Origin of the sequence: Sulfitobacter sp. 1A12157 (assembly GCF_043557345.1) — a bacterium.
Lineage (GTDB): Bacteria > Pseudomonadota > Alphaproteobacteria > Rhodobacterales > Rhodobacteraceae > Sulfitobacter.
This window is the reverse complement of sequence record NZ_JBIFFV010000010.1, coordinates 135,345-150,907: the sequence shown is the minus strand read 5'-3', so window position 1 is coordinate 150,907 and position 15,563 is coordinate 135,345. Positions and strand designations below refer to the sequence as shown.

The 15,563-nt window shown below is 49.6% G+C and carries 12 protein-coding genes and 1 pseudogene; 7 read left to right on the top strand and 6 right to left on the bottom strand.

What is annotated here, in order from left to right:
• A partial coding sequence (locus tag ACGYLC_RS16260) for a hypothetical protein (protein ID WP_394423910.1) occupies positions 1 to 224 on the top strand: 224 nt, incomplete at its 5' end.
• A gap of 183 nt (positions 225 to 407) precedes the next feature.
• Here the strand turns inward: ACGYLC_RS16260 and ACGYLC_RS16255 are convergent.
• The gene (locus ACGYLC_RS16255) at positions 408 to 1,286 is read right to left on the bottom strand and encodes a mechanosensitive ion channel family protein (RefSeq protein ID WP_394423909.1); all 879 of its coding nucleotides are present in this window, start codon (positions 1,284 to 1,286) and stop codon (positions 408 to 410) included.
• A 167-nt stretch (positions 1,287 to 1,453) separates the two neighbouring features.
• Between ACGYLC_RS16255 and ACGYLC_RS16250 the strand changes: the two genes are divergently transcribed.
• The gene (locus tag ACGYLC_RS16250; protein ID WP_394401336.1) at positions 1,454 to 1,612 is read left to right on the top strand and encodes a YqaE/Pmp3 family membrane protein; all 159 of its coding nucleotides are present in this window, start codon (positions 1,454 to 1,456) and stop codon (positions 1,610 to 1,612) included.
• 61 nt (positions 1,613 to 1,673) lie between these two features.
• On the opposite strand, the gene ACGYLC_RS16245 is transcribed toward ACGYLC_RS16250, so the two are convergent.
• On the bottom strand, positions 1,674 to 1,847 hold the full coding sequence (locus ACGYLC_RS16245) for a CsbD family protein (RefSeq protein ID WP_394423908.1): 174 nt from the start codon (positions 1,845 to 1,847) through the stop codon (positions 1,674 to 1,676).
• A 120-nt stretch (positions 1,848 to 1,967) separates the two neighbouring features.
• Here ACGYLC_RS16245 and ACGYLC_RS16240 point away from each other — a divergent pair, with 120 nt between their 5' ends.
• Entirely contained in the window at positions 1,968 to 3,551 is a 1,584-nt protein-coding gene (locus ACGYLC_RS16240; protein WP_394423906.1) for a DUF6538 domain-containing protein, read from the top strand.
• A gap of 328 nt (positions 3,552 to 3,879) precedes the next feature.
• Here the strand turns inward: ACGYLC_RS16240 and ACGYLC_RS16235 are convergent.
• Positions 3,880 to 4,104 (bottom strand): annotated as a pseudogene (locus ACGYLC_RS16235) (integrase core domain-containing protein); the annotation flags it as partial.
• Positions 4,105 to 4,444: 340 nt separating this feature from the next.
• Here ACGYLC_RS16235 and ACGYLC_RS16230 point away from each other — a divergent pair.
• From ACGYLC_RS16230 to ACGYLC_RS16220, 3 genes are read left to right on the top strand one after another with little or no spacing between them, the layout of a single operon-like run.
• The gene (locus ACGYLC_RS16230; RefSeq protein WP_394423905.1) at positions 4,445 to 6,478 is read left to right on the top strand and encodes an AAA family ATPase; all 2,034 of its coding nucleotides are present in this window, start codon (positions 4,445 to 4,447) and stop codon (positions 6,476 to 6,478) included.
• Positions 6,478 to 6,942, top strand: a complete 465-nt coding sequence (locus ACGYLC_RS16225; protein WP_394423903.1) for a hypothetical protein — start codon at positions 6,478 to 6,480, stop codon at positions 6,940 to 6,942. Before ACGYLC_RS16230 ends, ACGYLC_RS16225 begins: the two co-directional genes overlap by 1 nt.
• Positions 6,942 to 9,098: a DEAD/DEAH box helicase family protein gene (locus ACGYLC_RS16220; RefSeq protein ID WP_394423902.1), complete on the top strand. Its 2,157-nt coding sequence runs from the start codon at positions 6,942 to 6,944 to the stop codon at positions 9,096 to 9,098. The genes ACGYLC_RS16225 and ACGYLC_RS16220 overlap by 1 nt, the downstream gene beginning before the upstream one ends.
• 60 nt (positions 9,099 to 9,158) lie before the next feature.
• On the opposite strand, the gene ACGYLC_RS16215 is transcribed toward ACGYLC_RS16220, so the two are convergent.
• Genes ACGYLC_RS16215 through ACGYLC_RS16205 form a run of 3 tightly spaced genes read right to left on the bottom strand, consistent with a single transcriptional unit; the run spans position 9,159 to position 14,272 of the window.
• Entirely contained in the window at positions 9,159 to 9,998 is an 840-nt protein-coding gene (locus tag ACGYLC_RS16215) for a phosphoadenosine phosphosulfate reductase family protein (protein ID WP_394423900.1), read from the bottom strand.
• On the bottom strand, positions 9,991 to 13,341 hold the full coding sequence (locus tag ACGYLC_RS16210; protein ID WP_394423899.1) for a hypothetical protein: 3,351 nt from the start codon (positions 13,339 to 13,341) through the stop codon (positions 9,991 to 9,993). The genes ACGYLC_RS16215 and ACGYLC_RS16210 overlap by 8 nt, the downstream gene beginning before the upstream one ends.
• Entirely contained in the window at positions 13,331 to 14,272 is a 942-nt protein-coding gene (locus ACGYLC_RS16205) for a DUF4007 family protein (protein WP_394423898.1), read from the bottom strand. The genes ACGYLC_RS16210 and ACGYLC_RS16205 overlap by 11 nt, the downstream gene beginning before the upstream one ends.
• A gap of 126 nt (positions 14,273 to 14,398) precedes the next feature.
• Here ACGYLC_RS16205 and ACGYLC_RS16200 point away from each other — a divergent pair, with 126 nt between their 5' ends.
• Positions 14,399 to 15,541 carry a cysteine desulfurase family protein gene (locus tag ACGYLC_RS16200; protein WP_394423896.1) on the top strand — a complete coding sequence of 381 codons (1,143 nt, stop codon included), beginning with the start codon at positions 14,399 to 14,401 and terminating at the stop codon, positions 15,539 to 15,541.
• The last annotated feature ends 22 nt before the right edge of the window (positions 15,542 to 15,563 follow it).

The following is a 15,563-nucleotide window of genomic DNA, read 5'->3' as shown; positions in this document are numbered from 1 at the left end:
CAGATATCAAATTTTCAAACAGCGTTGAGACAAAAGAAACTGAGATGCGCCCTAACTTATCGGCGCGCCCCGCCTCGATAACCTCGAATTCTTATCCACCTCGTGATCCGAACATCCGCGTCTCCGCTGCCGTCCGCCCCGTCTGGCGCCCCGCCGTGCGCCTCAGCGCCGCCGGTGAAGGGGGTTCTAAGGCGAGTGGCGCAAAGCCGCAAGCAGAAATTTGAGAAAAGATGATATTTCGGGGAACCTTTCGGCAAGTTGCTGGAATGGCGTGCTAATTTTCCGCAACTAGCACGCCAAAGTCGGGTTCCCCTGCCCTATCAAATCCGATACTTTCACCCCGAGCCCCTAAGACGACCGCGATTCACGGGATCACAAGGCAAAATCGCCGACTCGCAGCGCACACCCTACCCCTCCCCTGCATCCTCCTCCGCCCGCCTGAGCGGAAGCGGCTCTTTGAAGGTGAGCGTGCGATAGGGGAAGGGAATTTCCAGCCCTGCTTCATCCAGCGCCCGCTTCACCGAGGTCACCACCTCATCCCGAGACCGGCGCTGTTCGACCGGGGCCGAGCCCGTCCACCAGGTCACCTCGAAGTTGATCGAGGACTCCCCGAACTCCTGCGCAAAAACCTGAATCGGATGCTCCCCCTGCTCTACCGTCTCGCAGCGCGCGACGGCCTCGGAGATCACCGCCCGCGCCTCACCCAGATCGACATCATAGGCCACCCCGCAGATCACGGTTTGCCGACGGTGCTTTTGATCCGTGCGCACATAGACGGGGTTCTTGAAGAGCATCGCATTGGGGACGATCACCAGCTGCCCGTCCGTCTGGCGGATATGGCTTTCCCTGATGGCAATATGGGTGACCTTGCCCTCGATCCCCTCGCATTCGATATGATCCCCCATGCGCATCTGCCGACGAAAGAGGATGATGATCCCGGCGAGGAAATTCTCGAAGACATCCTTGAACGCGAAACCGATGGCGACCGACCCGATGCCGAGGCCCGCCAGAATGCTGGCAGGCGTGAGGCCGGGAAAGACGATCACGGCCGCGACCATGACGCCAAAGACCCAGATGAGAATCGACGTGAGTAGGGTAAAGAGATCCTGAAGGCTTGGGCGTAGCTTGGTACGCGACAGTGTTCTACTGACCAGCGACCGGCCAAGCGCGGCAATGGCCCAGGTCAATATCAATACGAGGGTTGCGACAGCGATCTGCGGCAAAAGCGCGATCGTATCCCGCGCCATCTCCATGATCTGGCGCCACATGATTTTGACTGGCTCCACCCTGCCCCTCCTCTGGCTTTTGCTAGATTGCCGCAAAAAGCTGCGGCGAGTGTTAATTGCGCGTCATTCGGCCCGGGGTTCGCTGGCCCTCGGATGACAGAAAGCTAGCTTAGGGCGAGGCGTAATCCACCTATAAAGGAGCTCGGCACAGCCGGCGGCGTGACACCATGGACATCATTCGCATCATCATCGCGATCCTACTGCCCCCTCTTGGGGTGTTTTTGCAGGAAGGTCTGGGAAAGCATTTCTGGATCAATATTCTTCTGACTTTGCTGGGCTATTTGCCCGGGATCATCCACGCGCTCTATATCATCATCAAAAGATGATCGCGCGGCAGCACACCAAATAGAAAAAGCGCGCCTCCGCGAAGAGGCGCGCTTTTGCGGATCAGTCGGATAGTTTTTCCTTGGCGTCGCCGAGGCCCTTTTGCACCTTGCCCTCGGCCTGATCGGCCTGACCTTCGTGCTTCAGGTCTTCGTTGCCTGTGGCATCGCCGGCTTCTTCTTTCAGCTTGCCACCAATGTCTTTCGCCTTGCCTTTAGCTTGGTCGTCATTTGCCATGGTTGCTCTCCTCTAACTAGGTAGCGGGACAACGCTGGGAAAGACGCGCCTGTTCCGTTGCGGGTGAGGGAAATCACGCGCTTCGAGGGGCGAGGGGTGTGGCCTGTCTGATTTGGTAAAATGGTGCCCGGGGGCGGAACACTTTACGCCATCACACAAAAACGAACAAAAGTCCAACGATTTGTTTTTATTACCTATTATATGATGGATAGACAGTCGGAAGCGAACCGCATAGCTAGGCTTTGTGATACATTTTGTGATACAGAACTGGCAATGCACATGAAACACTTGGTTAAACGCGGGAACGTATTTTGGTTTCGCATGCGACGCCCCAAACGATACGAGCACGTCTTCAGCTCAACCTACATAACCGAGTCCTTACGGACTGACAGCAGGATGGAGGCAGAGGCCCTATCGCCGCAGGTCAAACAAAGATGGCTCATTGAGCTCAAAGCTCGAGCTTCGGGGAAAGCCTTCAACAGTTCGGCAGATGCTTTCAAAGCTATGGTAGAGCTAGCTAACAGTGAAGGCCTGCGGCCCACTACCGCAAACGAACTTGCAAACGGCAGCCTCGAAGCACTCCTCGGTAGGTTATTGCAACTACAGACCCGAGATCCAGCTGCACAAAGCGCACTTTTTGCGGCGACGCTTGGAGGATTCGAGTTACCGCAAACTTTGATAACTGAAGCCGCCGAGAATATGGCCCAGTACCTTCCAACGCACGTGCAAAATAAGAATGCGCGTCAAAAAAGAACTTGGGCCAATAAATATAAACGCGCAGCCGCAGCGTTTGTAGCAGCCGTTCAAGATAAACCTATCGCCAATGTGACCCGAGACGATGCGTACTTAGTGAGGCGCTACTGGGTGAACCGTGTGTATACGGAAGAAATCGCTACAACGTACGCACAAAAACACATTGGGTATCTTCGTTCATTGGTAGACGCATTCTACACCAACTTTGAGATTGATGAGTACATCAATCCTTTCAAGGATTTGAACCCCATCGAGAAGCCCAACTGGGAAAAACTATCCGAAGAATATCAAAAACCGGAGTTCACCCCCAAATGGATCAAAGAAACGATACTGACTGGTGAGAAACTTGCAGGCTTGAACCAGCAGGCCAGAGATATCCTAATCATTTGTGCTGAGACCGGATGTAGACAAACTGAAATTTACGACCTGCCAAAGTCATCGATTAAACTTTCTGAAAACGTACCACACCTCGACATTAAATTAGAGACATCCGGAGACCACAAGCGAGAGATCAAAACTAGGGCCTCCACAAGAAAAGTACCGCTCGTCGGGGCCGCTCTCGACGCGATGAGAAGAAACCCTTTCGGCTTTCCCGCGTATCGTGGTAAAGGAAGTTTTAGCAATACCGTAGCTAAGTATTTCAAAGAGAACCATCTGCTGCCAACAATGGACCACCAACTTTCGGGCCTCCGGCACAGCTACGAAACAAGGATGCGAAGAGCTCGGATAGATAACGAAGAGCGCGGGTTCATGATGGGCCATTCGATAAAGAAGATTCGCGGCCGCGAAGTATATGGGAACAGAACGAAGCTAGAAATCCAAGCGCTTTTAGCAGAGCTAGTCGTTTTTCCAACGGCGACGTGGCATCCACGCCCCCCAGACCAAATACATGCATTGATTGACAGGATACTTGAGGACGAAGGACACCGGATTAGTTCATCATCGCTTTAGTCTATATCTGCAATCTTGCGTATGCGGCTCTTCAAACTACTCTCCGATCGTATGCGCTGCAATTCCTCTTCCAAGCGTTCGAAAATAGGAACATACATGTGTCCATCAGCGCGTGTCACTATCGCTTTGGCAATATACTTCAATCCAGCTTCGATCGCCCCTTCTCTATCAATCATCTGCCTACACCCATTCTATGGGCATAAATTATCACAGGCAGCTTAAAACACGATTTAAAGGCGCCAACCTGCCCACCTTAAACTCCGCTATTTCAGGTAATGCTGTGCTACCCAAAGCGCACTCAATCAGGACTGCATTTTCCGCATTTTTATCAGGCAGACGGCCTGGTTGCGTCTAGCAAGTTCGTCAGCGCCACCGGGACTTTGTTTCCGATTGCGCCGTGCGGTCGTTCTCCGTTGTAATACCTACGCCAAGCCTTCAATGTTTCGACCGTACCTTCATAGCCTATGAACCAGTGCGCGTTCAGCCGCTCTGCACGGAACCTGTCGTTAAACCCTTCGATGAAGGCATTGCCCGTAGGCTTTCCGTATCGAGAACTCCAGCGGGGGCATCCCAGCGTTTCATACGGCGGATCAGAAAGTGCAAGTCGAGATCGACCAAGGGGTTGCGTTCAAAGATCACATCAAGCAACTTTATTTTGTCGTAACAAGCTCTTTGGTAAAGCTCTTACGGTCAGCATAAGAGCGGTCAAGAATGGAGACTTAAAATATGACCTCAACAGGAGACCATCCGTTCAATGCACAAGAGATGGACAAAATTATACGACAAGTCGTCGACAAGGTCCGCCTCAATTATTTTGAGAATGGCGAGACCGCGAGGGGAATTCCGTCGGAAGTTAAAAAAATTATCGAAGCCAATATTGATCGAGTGTAATAATGATACTTGAATTTATTAGAATAAAAAACTGGCGTAGCTTTTATGGTGAAAACGACTTGTGGGTTTCAACTGACCCTCTAAAGAATGTTACGCTTATTCGGGCGGAAAACGGCGTTGGAAAGACGAGCCTGTTGGCTGCGATAAACTGGTGCTTCTTTGGCATCTTGCCCAGTGAGAACGAGTTCGAAAACCCAACGAAACTCGTTAATGAATTTTCCATAGAGGCAGATGGAGCGTCTAAAGCACAAGTGCAAATTGATTTCATTCATGATGGAAGGACATACCGAGCATCCAGAACCTATGATCAAAGAACAGAAACCACAAACCCTCTTGCATTGAGCGAAATTCTCGACGGTGGTGAAGTTCCGACATCAAAAGCAAGACCTGACCGGTTCATCAATTCAGTCATTCCGCGAGAGATGGCTCCGCATTTCTTCTTCTACGGTGAGGCTACTAGTCGCTATACAGGCTCATCAGGAGCCAAAAAATTTGGTGAGGCTGTAAAAGGAATTCTCGGCTCAACTGTCGCCCGGATGGCGCTTGGGGACCTCCAGAAAGCCTTTAGAGACTATAACAAGCAAGCTGCGGACAATACTGGGTCTCAAGCCCAAGATATTGAAAGCCAAATAGTGACTGTCGACGGACGAATCGCGAGTGCAGAGGAACAACTGGGAAAGCTAGAAACAGAGATTTCAGCAGCGGACAGCCGCATAGAGAGGCTAAATCAAGAACTAGCTGGCGCTGAGCCAACTAAAAAGGCACAGAAAATACGAGCCGGTCTAGAAGCGCAGATCAAGTTAAAGGAAACGCATAAGAGCAAGGCAGAAGACCGATCTCAAAAATGGTTTCAACGATATTCGACCGCCATTCTCGCGGAGGAACTAGTCCGTGAAGCTAATAAAGTGATCTCACAAGAAGACACCAGAGGGAAACTCCCAGCCCCATATGATCAAAAGTTTGTCGATGAAATCTTAGAGGACGAAAACTGTATTTGCGGTCGACCTTTCGAAAAAGGAAGCATTGAATTCGAAAAAATTAAGTCACTTTTAGACACTGCCGGAGATCAAGCAGTTATGTCTCGGGTGATGTCTACGACGTCTGCACTTGGAAATCTCAGTGCAAAGGCAGAAAATGCCTGGGTGGATTATGAGCGAAACAATGAAGAATTAAAAACTCTAACGGGCGAGGTTGCACGCCTTGATTCTGATTTATTGGAAATCTCAAAGGAACTTTCCGAAAACCCTCTGACGGATATATCGGAAAAGGAAGCCGCGCGCTCTCGAGCTATTACGCAAAAGCGTCAGGCAGAAGCAAGAACAATTGAGTTGAAAACTGCGATAAATAGTTACGAAACTCAAAAGAATAATCTAAAACTCCAGCTCAACCAACTTACTGAAAAATCGGAGGCTGCGCGGCGCTACGTCAAAAGGGCGCAACTTTCAGCTGCACTCACAAACCGCCTTGAAGAGAGGCTTAAGCGCGAAGAAGAGAATGCAAGATCAGCAATCGAGAGGGAAATTGACGAGATTGTACAGAAGTTCATGCGGAAGCCAGCAAAGGTTTCGCTGGACCGCAACTATCAGCTCCTTCTACTTGATGAACGACAGACAGAGGTAGCAAAGAGTACGGGTGAAAACCAACTGCTTGGTTTGGCTTTCACAGGAGCAATCGCAAAATATGCCAAAGAGCGAGAAAATGACAATGACGACATTTTGTTGCCAGGTACCGTAGCGCCGCTCGTGGTCGACTCTCCTTTTGGCCATTTGGATCCATTGTATCGAGGTAGTGTTGCCGAGTTTCTTCCGAAATTGGCGTCTCAAGTGATTTTGCTAGTTTCGACATCACAGGCATCGGATGCAGTGATGGCGTCACTGGGCAAGAAAATAGGGAGCGAGTATGTTCTCACAAGGCACAATCGCAGTGAACAGAAAAACAAGGTATCTGAGACACTTGAGATCCGTGGCAAAAGCTATGATCTCACGAAATATAATAGTGAAATCGAAGGTACCTGCATTGTGGAGGTGACAGGCTGATGCGTATTATTCATTTGCCTGTAAAGCGTAGTAAGAAATTTGAAGCCACATTACAGCTCTTGGGCGGGAGAGACGCATCGATGTTTCCGACACTAAGGGAAGCATTAACCTTCTGTGCAATACTTGGATATAAGGAGCGCCGCAAATTACCACTTGATCCACATGTGGGCACCGAGGATATTGCAGGGGCTCAGTATCAGTTAAATGAAGCAGTAGACGTTGTTTTTGCACTAGCTTTGGCTGATAGCGGTTCTTCCGACATTCTCAGGCCTGAACGCGAAAAGGACTGTATTCAGACATATGAAGAATATGCGAACGGAGGATTGGAGCTTGTACAGTCATGGATAGAGCGCCACGCTGACCTCGATGTTCAGGACAGTGTTTGGCGCGGGCTCAATTCTATTGGAGTGAGACCACCGAGAACTAACGATCGAGAGACAGATATAATTGAGCCAGAATTTTAATGTTCCGAAAATTGAATCTTAAAGATGAATACGATTCTGAAGTGGATAACATTTACTCTGAGTTTTTCCTCCCATCCCTTCGCGATGCGATCAACTATGATAGGGCTGTTGGCTATTTTTCATTAGGTGTCTTGCTAAAAGCGCCTGAGGCGATGTCGCGAATTGTGGAGAACGAAGGTAGCATCAGACTGATCTTTGGAAAGCTTGTAGCGCCTGAAGATTTTGAAGCGATTCGAAAAGGTTTGGCGGAACCTTTCACAACTGACGTCTTTCCTGATTTTCGTAGCATTATCGAGCAAAACTCAAACAGCTTGCTAGAGTATCGCATTCGTCTATTGGCATGGCTTTTCTCAGCCGGACGCCTGGAAATGAAGGTCGCGCTGCGTCCAAAGGGTCTATTTCACAAAAAGATTGGCATAATGGAAGATGGCTATGGAGACTTGATCAGCTTCAGTGGCTCGATGAATGAGACCATGAGTGCTCTAGACCCACGCTATAACTCCGAAGAAATAACAGTCTTTCGTTCATGGAATGGTGGGCAACGAAATTACGTTCTGCGACACCAAGATCGTTTCGCAAAATTGTGGTCCGGTGAGACAGAAAGCTCGACAGTCGTTTGCACCTTGCCAGAAGCTATCAAGGAGGGGTTGAACTTCGTATCAGAGAGATTTCCAGATAAACCGACAACTGAAGTAGAGAACGAGCGCGTTAGAGTATTCTTCGAAAATAGAGGAGCAGAAAAGCGTTTAAAGCCATCGGTTCCTGAAAAGATACACGGGAGAAAATTCTCTATGCGCCTACACCAACTTGAAGCGCTTAGAGCTTGGAGCGGAAATGACTACAACGGCATTCTTGAGTTAGCGACCGGTGCTGGTAAAACCATCACGGCAATATACGGAGCCACTAAGACAATCGAAGCAAATGAAGGAATTGCTCTAGTTATTGCTGTCCCCTACCAAGACCTCGCTGACCAATGGTGTGAAGAACTCCGCATGTTCAACATCAATGCTATTCAATGCTACGGCTCGAGATCAGCTTGGGAGCCATTGGTAAACAGTTATCTTCGGCGTAATCGTGGAGTGCAGAGTGAATTCATTGCTATCGTGGTAGTGAATAAGACACTAAAATCCACGCATTTTCAATCGTTTGCTAGCCAACTTGATTTGTCGCGCACTTTCTTTATTGGTGATGAATGTCATCACCATGGCTCAAGAGGTTTTGTTGATAAGTTGCTCCCTGGGGCACGGTTTCGTATTGGGCTCTCTGCGACGCCTTTTCATTATCTCGACGATGAAGCGAACGAACGGCTTCGAACCATTTACGATCGTTCTGTCTTTAAATATGACCTCGCAGACGCAGTCCGCGACAACGTACTTACACCATATGAGTACATACCGATACCCGTTGAGCTGACGCTTGAGGAAGCAGAAGACTACATAGAAATGAGTGATCAGATTGCCAGGATGTTTGCTTCCACAACAAGCGCCGATGAAGGCAAAGGAGAAAAGAGATTAAAGTCGCTATTGATGCGGAGAGCTCGCCTTGTAGGAGCTGCCGAAAACAAAATCTCTGAGCTAGAGCGTTTACTTGATAGGAATCCTGTGAAAACACATTCGCTTTTCTACTGTAGCGACGGAAAGACATTGATGACTGATGATGATGAGTTAGGTTTCGAGGCGAGTTCAGTAGAGTTGAAGCAGCGGCATGCAGTTGCCAAGCTGTTGATGCAAAAGGGTGTAAGTGTATCCCCGTTCACCTCCGAGGAAAACCGTCAGCAAAGACGAGAAATACTTAGCAAATTCAAGGACGGTGAAACTGAAGCATTGGTGGCCATACGATGCCTCGACGAAGGTATTGACGTTCCAGCATGTCAAACGGCATACTTGGTCGCAAGTTCTCGCAACCCACGGCAATTTATTCAACGCCGAGGAAGAATACTTCGAAGATCACCAGATAAGGAAAGAGCGACGATCTATGATCTGGTAGTTGTAATGCCCGAGGGCCACATATCTGCCGAAAATAGAGCAGTCGACTTTTTGCGTAATGAACTTGGTCGCGTCGCAGATTTTGCACGCAACTCATTGTTTCCAGCCAGTTCAATCGAACCTCTCGTTCCATGGCTTCGGAAGTACGATTTGGAACACATGGCTGTTTAGAGCGCCTCTCCTAACGGGATGGTCCTTACCCGGACTTGTTCGTCCCGCTGGTAGTTTGACTCACTTGTGGCACGCCAAACATACCTTCTGTTGGCCATAGATATCATCTAGGTCAACAGCGCCTTGTTCCGGCCGTAAAGGATCAACCTTCCTTTTCGCCTTAGCTCTCTCGACGCGCTTTTCATGGTCTGCGCGAATTTGAGCAATGCGTTCAGGCTTTTCCAACTCGAGCAGAGTCTCCCCTTCGCTCCATGAAAACGGTGACCCGTGGTCTAGAGAGGTCTTCTCCATTTGCTTAGCCCTCTCGAAGGCTTCAGGGTGACGCTCTTTTAGCCCAACCCACTCAATTTTTTGTTGAAAGAAACAAAACGTGCAGCCACTCCTGGAACGCCAATCATAGTATGCTGGAAGACCAAGCCCCGAGTTCTCAAGAATTTCCAAAACACCTGCTTTGTCGATCCCATCATCTTTGAAAGGCAGTTTGGTAATCAAATTTCCATTCTTCGAGTTCAGGCCTTGCCGAAAATCTTCATCAGCACGGATTGCGACATAACTGTAAACAGTGTATCCCGCCTCGGTAAATTCCGATCTGACCCACTTTTCAAAAGGTTTAATCTTTAGGTCTTTCGTACACCAACGGGTCTGAGCGGACGGAAGGAATTGATTATACTGAGCTAGGTAAAACTTAAAATCTCGCCCTGGGTCTAGGTACCGGATCTTCTTGCCAAGGAAACCCTCAAGCATTGCTAGATACTCATACACCTCTTCCAGTTCTTCGCCCGTGTCAGTGAAGAAATACTCGATATCGAGTTCTGGGTGAGCCTGGCTCATGTAGATCGCGAGGGCTGAACTGTCTTTGCCCCCAGACAAACCTAGAACATGTTTTACTTTGTCAGCCATCTACTTCCTCACTTTCGCCTAACTGTTTGATCCTCGCAGCACCGACTTTCGCCAAAGCAGCCAGGATTACATTTCTACCGGTGCCTTCCGCAGCCTGCTGCAATACCTCTTCAATTTTGTTACTAAGTTTGTTCACTTCCTCATCTTCGGTCTCCAAGACATCAAATTCCTCCATCATGGGCGTAGGCCGATTATCAACGCTGACAATCAAAGCCATTGCCGATCGCTTGTCCTTCCGCCCGGCCACACGCGCGACAGATTCGTGCTGGTTGAACTGTTGCGCAAGCAAAGTGAGTTGAACAAATGCCCGGTCTATGTCGCTATCGATCCAAGCTTTAGCAGGCTTGTTGATGCCCAGCCCCGCGAGTGCCTCCATCGACTGTAGGTCATCTCCGAAGCTTGTGAGTTGGGTGATGAAAGATCGAAGCCGCAAGTCCCCTGCAACATCTCGGATATTTTTCGCGCGTTCATTCAGCTCTCGGTACGCCTTCGCAGTGCGCCCGTGAACTTGTAACTCATTCAGAATGTGTTCGCGCATTCTTGTGAGCATCGCAGGGTAAGCCGCGCGGATTTCAATGAGACCTTCTTTGATGTTTTGCGCGATCTCAGAGATACCTTTATCTGTGAGGATGTCGACGTCCTGTCCATAGAGGGCAGGAATGTCGTCAAAGGCAAATTTCTGTGGGTCATTAGAACGCTTGAAGAGCGCTCTAACTTTCTTTGCGTGCTCAGGAAGACGCGCGGTTCGTTGAACCCAAGGTGCTGAAGTTTCGTAAGCAGCAATGAGCGCCCGTCCAACTTCTAGCGGACTTAGATTTGATATTGGTTTGTCCACTACTTCACCGACCGCGTTTGCCAGCTCAGTAAGTAGCTTCTTGGTCGTTCGGTTCATTTCGATCCAGCGTAGCTGGACCATTTGCGGCGCTTTCAGAACATAGTCCACGTCCACATCCGAAATAGTCGACAGAAAAATACCTTCCCGATAGTTCGATAGGTTTCGTCGTTCAGCTAGCATGAACATTACAGCAAGAAACGGCATCAATCCGTCTTTCAATCCAAATGGAGGTGCCCGCCATAGGTCATAAACGTCGGTAAGTTGTACGTTGCGGTTACCCCGCTTCTTCAAGAAGGCTCTGGTTGCTTTCCAAATGGGTAACAGATTTGCGGGGTCCTCTCCGGATGGTGGCACAAACTGCCATTCGTTGCCTTCTTCTAGGTACAGTCCATTAGCCTCCACAAGCGATACGAACAGAGCTTTTTCTGCTGGGAACTTTTTAAACCCCAGTCCAGGAGTGCCTTCTTTTAGGACAGAGGCGTGCAACAACAACTTGAGAGCCGAATTGGCAGATGCGGATGGCTTGGTCCGGTTTAGCAATTCGTTATTTAACTTTGGCGACATCGGAAAACGGCGGTCTGCCATCTCTGACACCAAAGCTGAAAGGTTTCGACGCGCTGGAGCCGGAAGATCAGCAATTGCAGTTTGCCATTCGGCGCTTGCGATCACTTGCCAGACTTCGTGCTCAATTCTGCCCCCGATCGCCTCGATACGATCGTTAAGCTCTCTGCGCGCAATTTTGTCCCGATGTATCTCGGCATTCGATGCCAAGATATCTCTCAAAGCAGAGTGCTCTCGTGCGAGTGCCACGAGATTCTTCGACTTTTCAGACCGCATTACCGCAAAGTCGCCCGCCCACCCATACTCTTCGAAATCTTCAACAATATTTGGCGTCGCATCATCCAGTGCAATGATAATTGCGCCGAAGCATCCATTTGTAGGCACAAAGCTGGTAGCGTAGCTCTCTACCTGGCTCTCGAGCATTACCTTGAGTTCGCACCAGCGCAGAGCACCAGTTTCACGATAGTGGCGTTTCGCCACGATATTTGATGAAGACAAAACCTTTGAAACTGAGCTGAGATCGGTGCTCGATCTTTCTCTCAATGCCTCATCCAGCGCCACTTCAATATCAAAGTCGCTGCCATCAAAGAGAGAGTAAGTGCCCCTGAACTTTCGGAAAACAACAATTGACGCTGCCTCAAGTTCTGACAAAATTTCCTCAACTACAGTCCTTGTTTGGTTTATTGACAAGCAAAGTGCGTCCAACGTCGCGCCTACTCCGGTTTGCTTTTGTGTTAGCTCTAATATGGCTAACGACTTAAGCAGTTGCACACCGAACTCACCACCATCTTTCGCTTCCCACCGCGCAATTGCATCCCTCGCGTTTGCGAAGTGATGGCTATCCAAAGACACGGCAATTGCAGCTTGCAGATTGAAATCGAGATAATCCCAAAGATCCGCCAATCCGTAATCTTTCGACTCCTCTATGGGCACCTTCTTAAGGTAGTCCTGAAAGCCAAACAGCTCGGATGACCCTAGAAAGCTAAAAATGCTACGCTGGTTTTGCCCGTAACTCCGTCGGGATGCAGGTCCGAGCACCAATGTAACAAGCGGGTTAAGAGGCCAAGCGTTTGTGAGTAACTCTTTCAAAACCGCAGGTGCGCCCCGCCGAGCTTCGACAAGTAGTTCGACAGCGGCCTCCGCATTTTGTCTAGCGCTGCCCGGCCGATCTCGAGCTATGATAGCCTTGCTCACCAGTTCAATCTGTTCATCGCCAGTTACGTTGACCGGAATGTCAATAAAGCGACCTTGGATCTTTCCCCACTCGTCTTTAATATCGCGCGCCAAACGGCTTGCATATTCTTGGAATGACTGATGCAGGATACCGACAACGATGAGGCGGCCGCTGCTTCTCGAAGCCGCTTCACCAAGCAGCTGGAAAAAATATGCATCTCCTGATGACGAGGCGGCGTGTTCAAGGAGCTTCCCCATTTCATCCAAAAAGAGGATCAGACCACCCGAATTTTTACTTTCCGCAGAGGCAAGATACTGTAAGTACTCAATGACTTTGTGAGGCGTATCAAACTTCCTATGGCGCGCTGCAAGTCCTGCATCCTTGATACCATCACCAATCAGCTGGAATGGTTCCGCGCTACGCCCTACGATCGACACACACTTCCAGCCATCTCGCTTCGGAGGGAGCAACCTCCATAGCTCCTTTGCGAACACTGGGTCAGTTTTCCGGGCAGCCATAGCCCGCTCTTGCTTACTTCCGCTCAACAACGCAGAGAGGGCAAGGGCAAGGCTCGACTTACCGCTACCATATGGACCGGTCCAGGTGAACGCACCTTGCCCGCTCTCAAATTGTTGGTGTGAAAAGTTTCCGAGAATTTCCCGTACTGATGATGAAAAGACAAAGCCATCGAGGGCTTCATTGCGATCATCTTGATCAATTCGAACAGATCGCAGGAAGCGTCCATTCACCGAAACAATTTCGTTAAGCGGCATTTAACCCCCTCAGTGCGGAAATGTCCGTGGACCATAGGTTCTCTACAAAATCTGTGGAAAATTCCCCAGACCTGAGGAGCTGCTTCAATCCAGCTGTCTCCGACCAAGAGATCAATCCGTCGGTCATATCAGCTACATCGGCCAATCGATCAATCAGCTCCGACTCTTCAAGTGCGAAAACCCTTCCAGGAGACCCGGGCTCCAATAGCATTGTCTGGACGCTAAGTGTATTTGCGGACGACGTTCGCTCCCAAAAATCGCACACCGCATAGAGGAAAACGCCGTCAGACAAGTTTGGCTTTCGCCCCAGATTCATACTAAATTTTCCATTAGAACGCCGCCGTATTAGTCCCAGCTCGGCCAGCGGAGAATTGAATGCCTCTTCGCTTGGGCCCCGCTTTGGAACGCTAGGCACGTAGTTAGCCAATAATACGCCGATATCGTTTGATAGCGTTTTCTCTGTCGGCAATTTCCAACCACGCTGACCAATAAATTCCATCAGTCTTCGCAGAACAGTATCGCGATCAAAGTTGGGTTCACTGAAAACATTGAACAACCAATAGGTGGCTGTATGCTTAGGATTAGAGGCGATATCCCAGTGTATCTTCCAAAGAGACGAAGCGCTTTCGAGGTATGGATCGCAACCATTGGGCCCAAATAATTTCTGAGCAAACTCGGTCGTCCTTACATCTTTACCATCCGTAGTAAGAATCCCTGCGACCTGTGCCCAAAATCGAATTGCCGCCACCATGTTCTTTCCCACGCCAAAATGCGCGATCGCCTCGCTCTCTGAAAAAATTCTTTTGTTATTTAGGCCGCTAGCATCAACGGCTTCAAAAGCCTTTTCCAACCATCCGTAGCGCAACGGAAAGGTCTCGTGGCCGGAGAACTGCGGCTTGTAGTCCTGTGTGAATGTTGTTTGCTTTTTCATTAATCTGCTACCCCGCTTAGTGGTGGTTATAGAGATCCTCGAAGGGGAACGTCAACGATCACCTGGTGCTTGACCCCAGGATCAAGCTTGGTCTACAGATAACCCTCGATTTGGCAGGAAAACCCTTTGACGATATACCTTGACCATCAAGCAAGCACTCCGATGCTGCCAACAGTTCGGGCCGCAATGCAGCCGTTTTGGGCTGAGTTCCATGGCAATCCGCACTCCTCCGAACATTCCATAGGGTGGACTGCAAATAGGGCTACCGAGACTGCAAGGGCCAAAGTGGCCAACCTCCTTGGAGTCGATCCGGATGAGATTATTTTTACATCCGGCGCTACAGAGGCGAACAATCTTGCCATTAAGGGTCTGAGCACTCCGAAACAACGGCAAGGTAAGCGCACGACTATCCTTGTTTCCGCTACGGAGCATAAGTGCGTATTGGAAAGTGCAGCCAGTGTAGCTCAGACGAAGGGATTTACGGCTCGAGAGATTCCGGTCAACGGGAAAGGCCACGTTAACCTCGACAAACTGCAAGACATGCTAAGCGAGAATGTTCTTCTGGTAAGCGTGGCATTGGTCAACAATGAGATTGGGACCATCCAAGATCTTGGCTCAATATCAGCACTTTGCCGCGAGATGGGCGCAATCCTCCATTCCGACTTCGCTCAGGCACCAAGCGCAGTCAATCTCCAAGAATATTCAGATTTGGCTGACATGGTTAGTTTATCGGGGCATAAATTTGGTGGGCCAATGGGGGTGGGCGCACTCTATGTGAGCCGTGAGTTGAAGGACCGGATTGAACCTCTGTTTCACGGAGGTGGGCAAGAGGGTGGGTTTCGGTCTGGAACACTGCCCCTTCCCTTGTGTGTTGGTCTTGGCTCAGCGGCGGAGTTTTATGCCTCTGAAGCCGGTACTGCTTTGAGAGCGCGGGTCGCAGGTCTACGAAATCTCTTCGTACACAAATTGCAATCGAATCGCGACTATATTGGATTAAATGGAGATAAGCTTTGCTCGCGCCATCCTGGCAATGCGAATCTAAGGTTCGAAGGACGCGATGCCGGAGAAATACTTCAACGATTACAACCCATCGTGTCAGCTTCTACAGGTTCGGCCTGCTCTTCGGGAATTCCGGAACCAAGCTACGTACTCCGTGCAGTCGGGCTCACTTCAGATGAAGCACAAGCCTCCATACGCTTTAGTTTTGGGCACACCAATACATCGGATGAAGCTTTAGAAGCTGCCGAAGCCATAATTGCAGTACTCTAGCTCGATCGCCTCTTGGTCAGGT

Coding starts and splice junctions, on each gene's coding strand:
- ACGYLC_RS16250 (WP_394401336.1), top strand. CDS start 1,454: ATGGACATCATTCGCATCATCATCGCGATCCTACTGCCCCCTCTTGGG.
- ACGYLC_RS16245 (WP_394423908.1), bottom strand. CDS start 1,847: ATGGCAAATGACGACCAAGCTAAAGGCAAGGCGAAAGACATTGGTGGC.
- ACGYLC_RS16240 (WP_394423906.1), top strand. CDS start 1,968: ATGGTGCCCGGGGGCGGAACACTTTACGCCATCACACAAAAACGAACA.
- ACGYLC_RS16230 (WP_394423905.1), top strand. CDS start 4,445: ATGATACTTGAATTTATTAGAATAAAAAACTGGCGTAGCTTTTATGGT.
- ACGYLC_RS16225 (WP_394423903.1), top strand. CDS start 6,478: ATGCGTATTATTCATTTGCCTGTAAAGCGTAGTAAGAAATTTGAAGCC.
- ACGYLC_RS16220 (WP_394423902.1), top strand. CDS start 6,942: ATGTTCCGAAAATTGAATCTTAAAGATGAATACGATTCTGAAGTGGAT.
- ACGYLC_RS16215 (WP_394423900.1), bottom strand. CDS start 9,998: ATGGCTGACAAAGTAAAACATGTTCTAGGTTTGTCTGGGGGCAAAGAC.
- ACGYLC_RS16210 (WP_394423899.1), bottom strand. CDS start 13,341: ATGCCGCTTAACGAAATTGTTTCGGTGAATGGACGCTTCCTGCGATCT.
- ACGYLC_RS16205 (WP_394423898.1), bottom strand. CDS start 14,272: ATGAAAAAGCAAACAACATTCACACAGGACTACAAGCCGCAGTTCTCC.